We start from the raw sequence: 6,422 nt of genomic DNA on the forward strand, positions 1-6,422 counted from the left end.
CACGACTCGGTGCCATCCGCAGGTCACGCTGTGGATGACACCGATCGGGGCGGCGCTGCCCGTTAACGTACGGACTTGCGGGCCATCTTCTTCATCGCCGTCTTGCGCATGGTGGTCTTGCGGGCCGGTGCGGTCTTCGCCATGGCCTTGCGGGCCGGGGCGCTCTTGCGCGCGGTGGTCGCCTTCTTCATCGGCGTCACCTTCTTGGCCGCGATGGCCTTCTTCACCGTGGTACGGCCACCGGTCCGGCGTACCGCCGCGGTGATCTTCTTTGCCCCGGTCGCCTTGCGGGCCGTGGTGGTCTTGCGGGCGACGGTGGTCTTGCGGACCGCGGTGGCGCTCTTGCGCGCCGGAGCGGTCTTCTTCGCGGCCGTGGTCTTGCGGACCGTGGTGCTCTTGCGGGCCGTCGCCTTGCGGGCGGGCGAGGTCTTCTTCGCCACCGCCGTCTTCCTGACGGCCGTCGTCTTCTTCGCCGCGACGGACTTGCGGGCAGGCGACGCCTTCTTGGCCGCCGTCTTCCGGGCCGTCGTCGTCTTCCTGGCCGCGGTCGTCTTCTTCGCGGCGGCCGTCTTCTTCACCGCAGCGGTGATCTTTCGGATGCCCGTGCTGCGAGCGGCCGCCGTGGTCTTCTTCGCGGTCGCCTTCCTGGCCGTGGTCTTGCGTGCGGCCGTGGTCTTCTTGGCAGCGGTCGTCCTGGCCGCTGTGGTCTTCTTCGCGGCGGTCGTCTTACGGACCGCGGTGGCCTTCCTGGCCGGGGACGTCTTCTTGGCGGCGGTGGTCTTCTTCGCCGCCGTCGTCGTCTTCCGGGCCGGTGCGGCCTTCTTCACGGGCGTCGTCTTCTTCGCGGCGGTCGTCTTCTTGGCCGTCACGGCCTTCTTCGCCGCCGTCTTCTTGACCGCGGCGGTGACCTTCTTGAGGCCGGTGCTGCGGGCCGCCGCCGTGGTCTTGCGTGCGGCCGTGGTCTTCTTGGCAGCGGTCGTCCTGGCCGCCGTGGTCTTCTTCGCGGCGGTCGTCTTACGGACCGCGGTGGCCTTCCTGGCCGGGGACGTCTTCTTGGCGGCGGTGGTCTTCTTCGCCGCCGTCGTCGTCTTGCGTGCGGTCGTGGTCTTCTTGGCGGGCGAGGTCTTTCTGGCAGGCGCGGCCTTCTTCGCCGCGGCCGGCCGGCTCGGCGCCTTCTTGGCTACCGCCTTCTTGGCAGCGGCCTTCTTCGCTGGGGCCTTCTTCGCTGCGGCCTTGGCTACGGCCATCGCTTGTCCTCCTCACGGGAACGTCCTGCCGGAATGTCTCCGGCGGAACCGCGAAACAGCGGTGGCCACGGCGCTTTGTCCGCGCACTGCTGCTCCAGACATCACTGTGCGCCGCAAATGACCCATGTGCTGGCGAAATCCGTAAAAAAGTCAAATTGCTATGAGTGCCGATGTGACCGCTCCACAGTGCACGTATCGCGGCATCGGTTGCCCCGCCGCGCTTTGCGGCACGCGGGGCGCAGGTCTACCGGGGACCCGCCAACCCGGCCAAGCGCGCCAGGATCGCCCGTTGCGGCTCGGTCTCCGGCCCCGGAATCCCTCGCGCCGCACCGATCGCGGCCACCGCGTCGGCCGCGCTCGCCCCGAGCCGGATCAGCACCCCACCCGCGACCACGGTGGCCCGCCCGATCCCGCCGCGGCAGTGCACCAGCACGAACCGCCCTTCCGCGACCTCCTCGGCCAGGCGCCCGGTCAGTTCCCGGTACGCGGCGAAGTCCGGCACGCCGAAATCGGGGATGGGGAAGGAGACGAACCGCATCCCGGCCGCCCGCACCGCCTCGTCCTCGCCGCGCAGGCCGAGCGCGTCGTTCTCCGGGGCCGTCAGCGCGGATACGACGACGTCCACGCCGTTGCCCCGCAGGTTCGCCATCTCATCCGCCAGCCGCTCACCGCCCTCGGGACGGGGCATCACCGCGAGCCTTCCCGGGGCAGGCCAGACGACGACGTATGCGGTGGTGGGCATGCCGCGATTATCGCCGAGCGCACCGTGGCGACCGTCTCGGCGCGACGCATGCCGACCCGAGCCATATCAGGCGGTACGTCAGCCGCGTGGCAGCAGGCCGAGGGAGCCGGATGGGGCAGGCGCACCCGCGACGACGCCCTGATCAGCCGGCCAGGATCTTCACGACGGCGTCGCCGTCGGTGGCCGCGCGATGGTAGAACGCCGCCAACCCTTCGGCATGCCGGGCCAGCCTGCGGGCCAGCAGGTCGTCCCACTGGCGGGTCGAGTAGCCGCGGAGCACGGCGGACAGCTCGCTCTCCCGGCGCGCGATCCAGGCGTTCGGCTGCGCGTCCCGCAGGAAATCCGAGACGGCACGGACCTCCCCGACGGTGAGCACGCCGATCTCGTCGTCGGACGCCCCGGACAGGTCGACCGGATGCCAGGCCCCGCCCGAAACGACCAGCCCGGCCACCGGGTGCCCCGGCCCCTGGCTGCCCGCGAACAGCACCTCCAGCAGCAGATAGTGCTCTGGCACCAGCCGCACGGTGCCGTCGGCCAGTGCCCGCTCGCAGGCAGCGTCGTCGAACACCGGCGAGCGGTCCCACAGCCTGCGCGGCGAACCGGCCAGTTCCGCCTCGGGCACCTGCTCCCAGTACATGTCGACGCCGGTCACGGCTCAGGCCTTCGCCTTCGCCGGGCTCGCCGAACGGGTCCCGGCGGGCTTGGCCTTGTCGCTGCCGGCGCCCCACTTGTCGGAGTCGAAACCGAACCAGCCGCCCTTGACGTCACGGCCGCTGCCCAGCGCCAGCACCGCCCGGATCTTCGCGTTCTGCTTGCCGTACACCTTGAGCAGCTCGGCCACGTCGGCGACCGGCACGGTCCAGGTCGCCGAGTGGTGACCCTCCACCTTGAACGGCAACTCCGGCCCCCGGCGGCTCTGCCCGCCCACCATGTGCCGCCCGCGCAGGCCCTTCACCTCGAACTCGCAGGTCACCACCTGCACCGCGCCGAGTGTCCCGTTCGTCACGGTCGTGGCGATCAGGAACTCCTTCGCGTCACCGGGCCCGAAGTTGTTGATGTGGTACAGCCGCGCGCTCGGCGCGGCCAGCCGGGTGCGCCGGTAACCGGCCAGCGCGACGGCGAGGCTCAGCAGGGCGATCAGGACACCGGCGAGCGCGAGCATCCGTGCGGGGGTATCGGACACCGGGTGACTATGGCACAAAACCGCCGGAGGAGGTAGCGGCGTACACCGTGCTGTGGACCCTCGGCACATCGTTGGTCAGGCATGAGACTCGACATGCCGGCGTCGCGGCTGCTGCGCGTGCTGCTGTGGGCCACGGCGGCGATCCACCTCGCCAGCCTCGGGTTCACGATCGTCTACCACGGGTTCGGGGTGTACGACCTCATCCCGTACTGGGGCCGGATCGTCAAGTTCTTCTACGTCGACAAGGAGCAGAACCTGCCCACCTGGTACTCCAGCGGGCTGCTGTTCCTCGCCGCGCTGCTGCTGTGGCAGCTCGGCGGCGCGGGCGGGCGCTTCCGCCGCCACTGGCGGGTGCTCGCGGTCGTCTTCACCGGGCTGTCGCTGGACGAGTTCTCGCAGTTCCACGAGCTCGGGGCGCAGGCCGACGTGCTGGACGCGGGCGGGGCGTCGTACCTGTCCTGGCTGGTGCTCGCGGCGCCGCTGGTACTCGTGCTCGGGCTGTCCTACCTGCGCTTGCTGCTGGCCCTGCCGTCGCGCGTGCGCTGGCTGATGCTCGGCGCGGCCGCGCTGTTCCTGGGCGGGGCCGCCGGGATCGAGGTGCTGGGCGCGTACGCGGGCCGGGAGAACATAGGCTTCACGCCCGGCTGGGCCTCGATGCGCTACGTGCTGGCCGCCTCCGCCGAGGAGCTGTGCGAGATGCTCGGCGTCGTCCTGTTCATCTACGCCGCCGCCCTGCACCTCCAGCCGTCCCCATCCCGGCCGTCCCCGCGCCGCCCCGTGGGCAAGGAAGGGCACCTTCCCATCGCCATGGGGAGCGGAAGGGCACCTTCCTAACGGCTTCCGGTCGGCGTGCACGCTCAGGTGGCGAGGCCGGTACAGGGACGGACGAGTCGGCCTGTACGCCGGATTCTGTCCGCGCTCGCGCGCGGGGCGGCCATCCATCTAGGCCTGCCGTTGCCGACAGGCTCGAGCAACCTACCCGCGGACATCGGGCGGGCCACCCTCGAACGTCCGCGCGGCCACCCGCCCGCCGAGGCGGATCGAGCAGCCTTTCTTGGTCTTGCTCCGGGTGGGGTTTACCTAGCCACCCCGGTCACCCGGGGTGCTGGTGAGCTCTTACCTCACCGTTTCACCCTTACCCGCTGCCCCGAGGGGCGGCGGGCGGTCTGTTCTCTGTGGCACTGTCCCGCGGGTCGCCCCGGGTTGCCGTTAACAACCACCCTGCCCTGTGGAGTCCGGACGTTCCTCGGCACCGCCGGGCCGCAGCCCGTGATGACGCGACCGCCCGGCCGACTCGTCCGTCGCGTTGACCATGATACGTGCCGGCCTGGGCGGGTCGCCGGGCGTGGCTTGATCGCTGTCTCGTGCCAAGATCTGCGGCTGGACCTCACCTTTCGACCCGAAACAGCGATCTTGAAAGGCGGCGGCAGCGCGTGCCAGGGCAGCGGCGCAGGGGAGGGCCGATAGCGTCTGGGCGGTGGACTTCGGGGTGCTGGTGTTGCTCGGGGCGGCCGGGGTGGCGGCCGGGGGTGTGAACGCCGTGGCCGGGGGCGGGTCGCTGATCATGCTGCCGGTGCTGCTGGCGTTCGGGGTGCCGCCGATCCAGGCGACGGTCACCAACTCGGTCTCGGTGACCGGCGGGTACTCGGCCAGCGTGCTGGGAACCCGGCAGGACCTGCGCGGGCAGGGGCCGCGGCTGCGCGCGCTCATGCCGACGGTGCTGGTGGGCGCGGTCACGGGCTGCGTGCTGCTGCTGCACACGCCGCCAGGGGTGTACGCGAAGCTGATGCCCCTGCTCGTGCTCGCCGCCTCGCTGCTGCTGGCGTTCCAGGAGCGGGTGGGCCGCCTGGTCGGCGAGCCGCACGCGCAGCCGGTCTGGTTGCGGTTCGTGCTGCTCTTCCTCGTCGGGGTGTACGGCGGTTACTTCAACTCGGTGCTCGGCGTCATCCTGATCGCGGTGCTGAGCGTGGTCGTGGTCGAGTCGCTGAACCGCGTCGTGGCGCTGAAGAACAGCCTCCAGCTCGTCGTGGGCGTGGTCGCCACCACGATGTACACGCTGTTCGGGCCGGTGTACTGGCCCGCGGTGGCGGTGCTGGTGCCCGCGACGCTGCTCGGCGGGTTCGCGGGGGCTAGGGCCGGGCGGCGGCTGCCGGCACGCACGCTGCGGGCGGTCATCGTGGCGTTCGGGGTGACCGTGGCAGGTGTGCTGTTCCTGCGAGCCATGTCATAGCGCGATGAACGCCCGTTCAGTGCGAAGATCGGGTATGGCATTGGACCTGGCTTCCCTTCCCGACGTCAGCGCGCTGACGGTAGGCATCCTCGGCGGCACCGGCGATCAGGGCCGCGGCCTGGCGTACCGGCTGGCGGTCGCCGGGCAGCAGGTGCTGATCGGCTCCCGCAGCGCGGACCGGGCGGCGGCGTCGGCGGCCGAACTGGCCGAGCTGTCCGGCGGGAACGTCAGCGGCGGCGACAACGCCGACGTCGCGGCGCGCTCGGACGTGCTGATCGTGGCGGTTCCCTACGCCGGGCACGCCGAGACGCTGGCCGGGCTGGTCGAGCAGCTGGTCGGCAAGATCGTGGTCGACTGCGTGAACCCGCTCGGCTTCGACAAGCAGGGCCCGTACGCGCTGAAGGTCGACGAGGGCAGCGCCGCGCAGCAGGCCGCCGCGATCCTCCCGGAAGCACGGGTGACCGCCGCGTTCCACCACGTCAGCGCCGAACTCCTGGCCGACCCGGCGGTGACCAGCATGGACCTGGACATCCTGGTCCTCGGCGACGACCGCGAAGCCGTAGCCGTGGTCCAGGCGCTGGCGGGCCGCATCCCCGGCATGCGCGGCATCCACGCCGGCCGCCTGCGCAACGCCGGCCAGGTCGAATCCCTCACCGCCAACCTCATCGCCATGAACAAGCGCTACAAAGCCCACTCCGGCCTCCGCATCACCGACGTCTAACCCCCACCCCGGCGCTGCGCGCCCCCCACCCCCGCCGCAACTCTTAAAGAGTTGCGGCCTGCGAGTCTGTCCGAAGGCGCGACTCTTTAAGAGTTGCGGCAGAGGGGTGGGGCGGCGTGGCCGCGCGGGTGGGGCGGCGTGGGCGCGGTCGTGGGATGGTGGTCGCGGGGGTGGTGGGTGGGTTAGTCCCTTCGCCTGAATGGCGGCCCGTTCACGGGTGAAAACCGTGCGTGGCGGTTGCGGCCGTGGTCGGGGTGGTGGTGCCGTGGTGGTGGTCGCCCGTGCTGACGTCGTCTCTT

Annotated in this window: 7 protein-coding genes and 1 other RNA gene; 3 read left to right on the plus strand and 5 right to left on the minus strand. The window is 71.1% G+C overall.

Annotation, left to right across the window (positions count from 1 at the left end; translation table 11 throughout):
* Positions 1-62 precede the first annotated feature (62 nt).
* The 4 genes from HAV40_RS21820 to HAV40_RS21835 form a co-directional block, all read right to left on the minus strand.
* Positions 63-1,247: a histone gene (locus HAV40_RS21820; protein WP_166384107.1), complete on the minus strand. Its 1,185-nt coding sequence runs from the start codon at positions 1,245-1,247 to the stop codon at positions 63-65.
* 244 nt (positions 1,248-1,491) lie between these two features.
* Positions 1,492-1,989 carry a protein-tyrosine phosphatase family protein gene (locus tag HAV40_RS21825; RefSeq protein ID WP_166384109.1) on the minus strand — a complete coding sequence of 166 codons (498 nt, stop codon included), beginning with the start codon at positions 1,987-1,989 and terminating at the stop codon, positions 1,492-1,494.
* A gap of 142 nt (positions 1,990-2,131) precedes the next feature.
* The gene (locus HAV40_RS21830) at positions 2,132-2,641 is read right to left on the minus strand and encodes a hypothetical protein (protein WP_166384111.1); all 510 of its coding nucleotides are present in this window, start codon (positions 2,639-2,641) and stop codon (positions 2,132-2,134) included.
* Between the two features lie 3 nt (positions 2,642-2,644).
* Positions 2,645-3,172 (minus strand): hypothetical protein, encoded by a 528-nt coding sequence (locus HAV40_RS21835; protein ID WP_166384113.1) that lies wholly within the window; start codon positions 3,170-3,172, stop codon positions 2,645-2,647.
* An 81-nt stretch (positions 3,173-3,253) separates the two neighbouring features.
* Here HAV40_RS21835 and HAV40_RS21840 point away from each other — a divergent pair, with 81 nt between their 5' ends.
* Positions 3,254-4,006: a hypothetical protein gene (locus tag HAV40_RS21840; RefSeq protein WP_166384115.1), complete on the plus strand. Its 753-nt coding sequence runs from the start codon at positions 3,254-3,256 to the stop codon at positions 4,004-4,006.
* A gap of 48 nt (positions 4,007-4,054) precedes the next feature.
* Here HAV40_RS21840 and rnpB read toward each other — a convergent pair.
* Positions 4,055-4,469, minus strand: an RNA gene (gene rnpB / locus HAV40_RS21845) — RNase P RNA component class A.
* 180 nt (positions 4,470-4,649) lie between these two features.
* Between rnpB and HAV40_RS21850 the strand changes: the two genes are divergently transcribed.
* Positions 4,650-5,402, plus strand: a complete 753-nt coding sequence (locus tag HAV40_RS21850) for a sulfite exporter TauE/SafE family protein (RefSeq protein ID WP_166384117.1) — start codon at positions 4,650-4,652, stop codon at positions 5,400-5,402.
* Positions 5,403-5,436: 34 nt separating this feature from the next.
* On the plus strand, positions 5,437-6,123 hold the full coding sequence (gene npdG / locus HAV40_RS21855; RefSeq protein ID WP_166384119.1) for an NADPH-dependent F420 reductase: 687 nt from the start codon (positions 5,437-5,439) through the stop codon (positions 6,121-6,123).
* The last annotated feature ends 299 nt before the right edge of the window (positions 6,124-6,422 follow it).

The organism is Catellatospora methionotrophica (assembly GCF_011297335.1).
Classification (GTDB): Bacteria; Actinomycetota; Actinomycetes; order Mycobacteriales; family Micromonosporaceae; genus Catellatospora; species Catellatospora methionotrophica.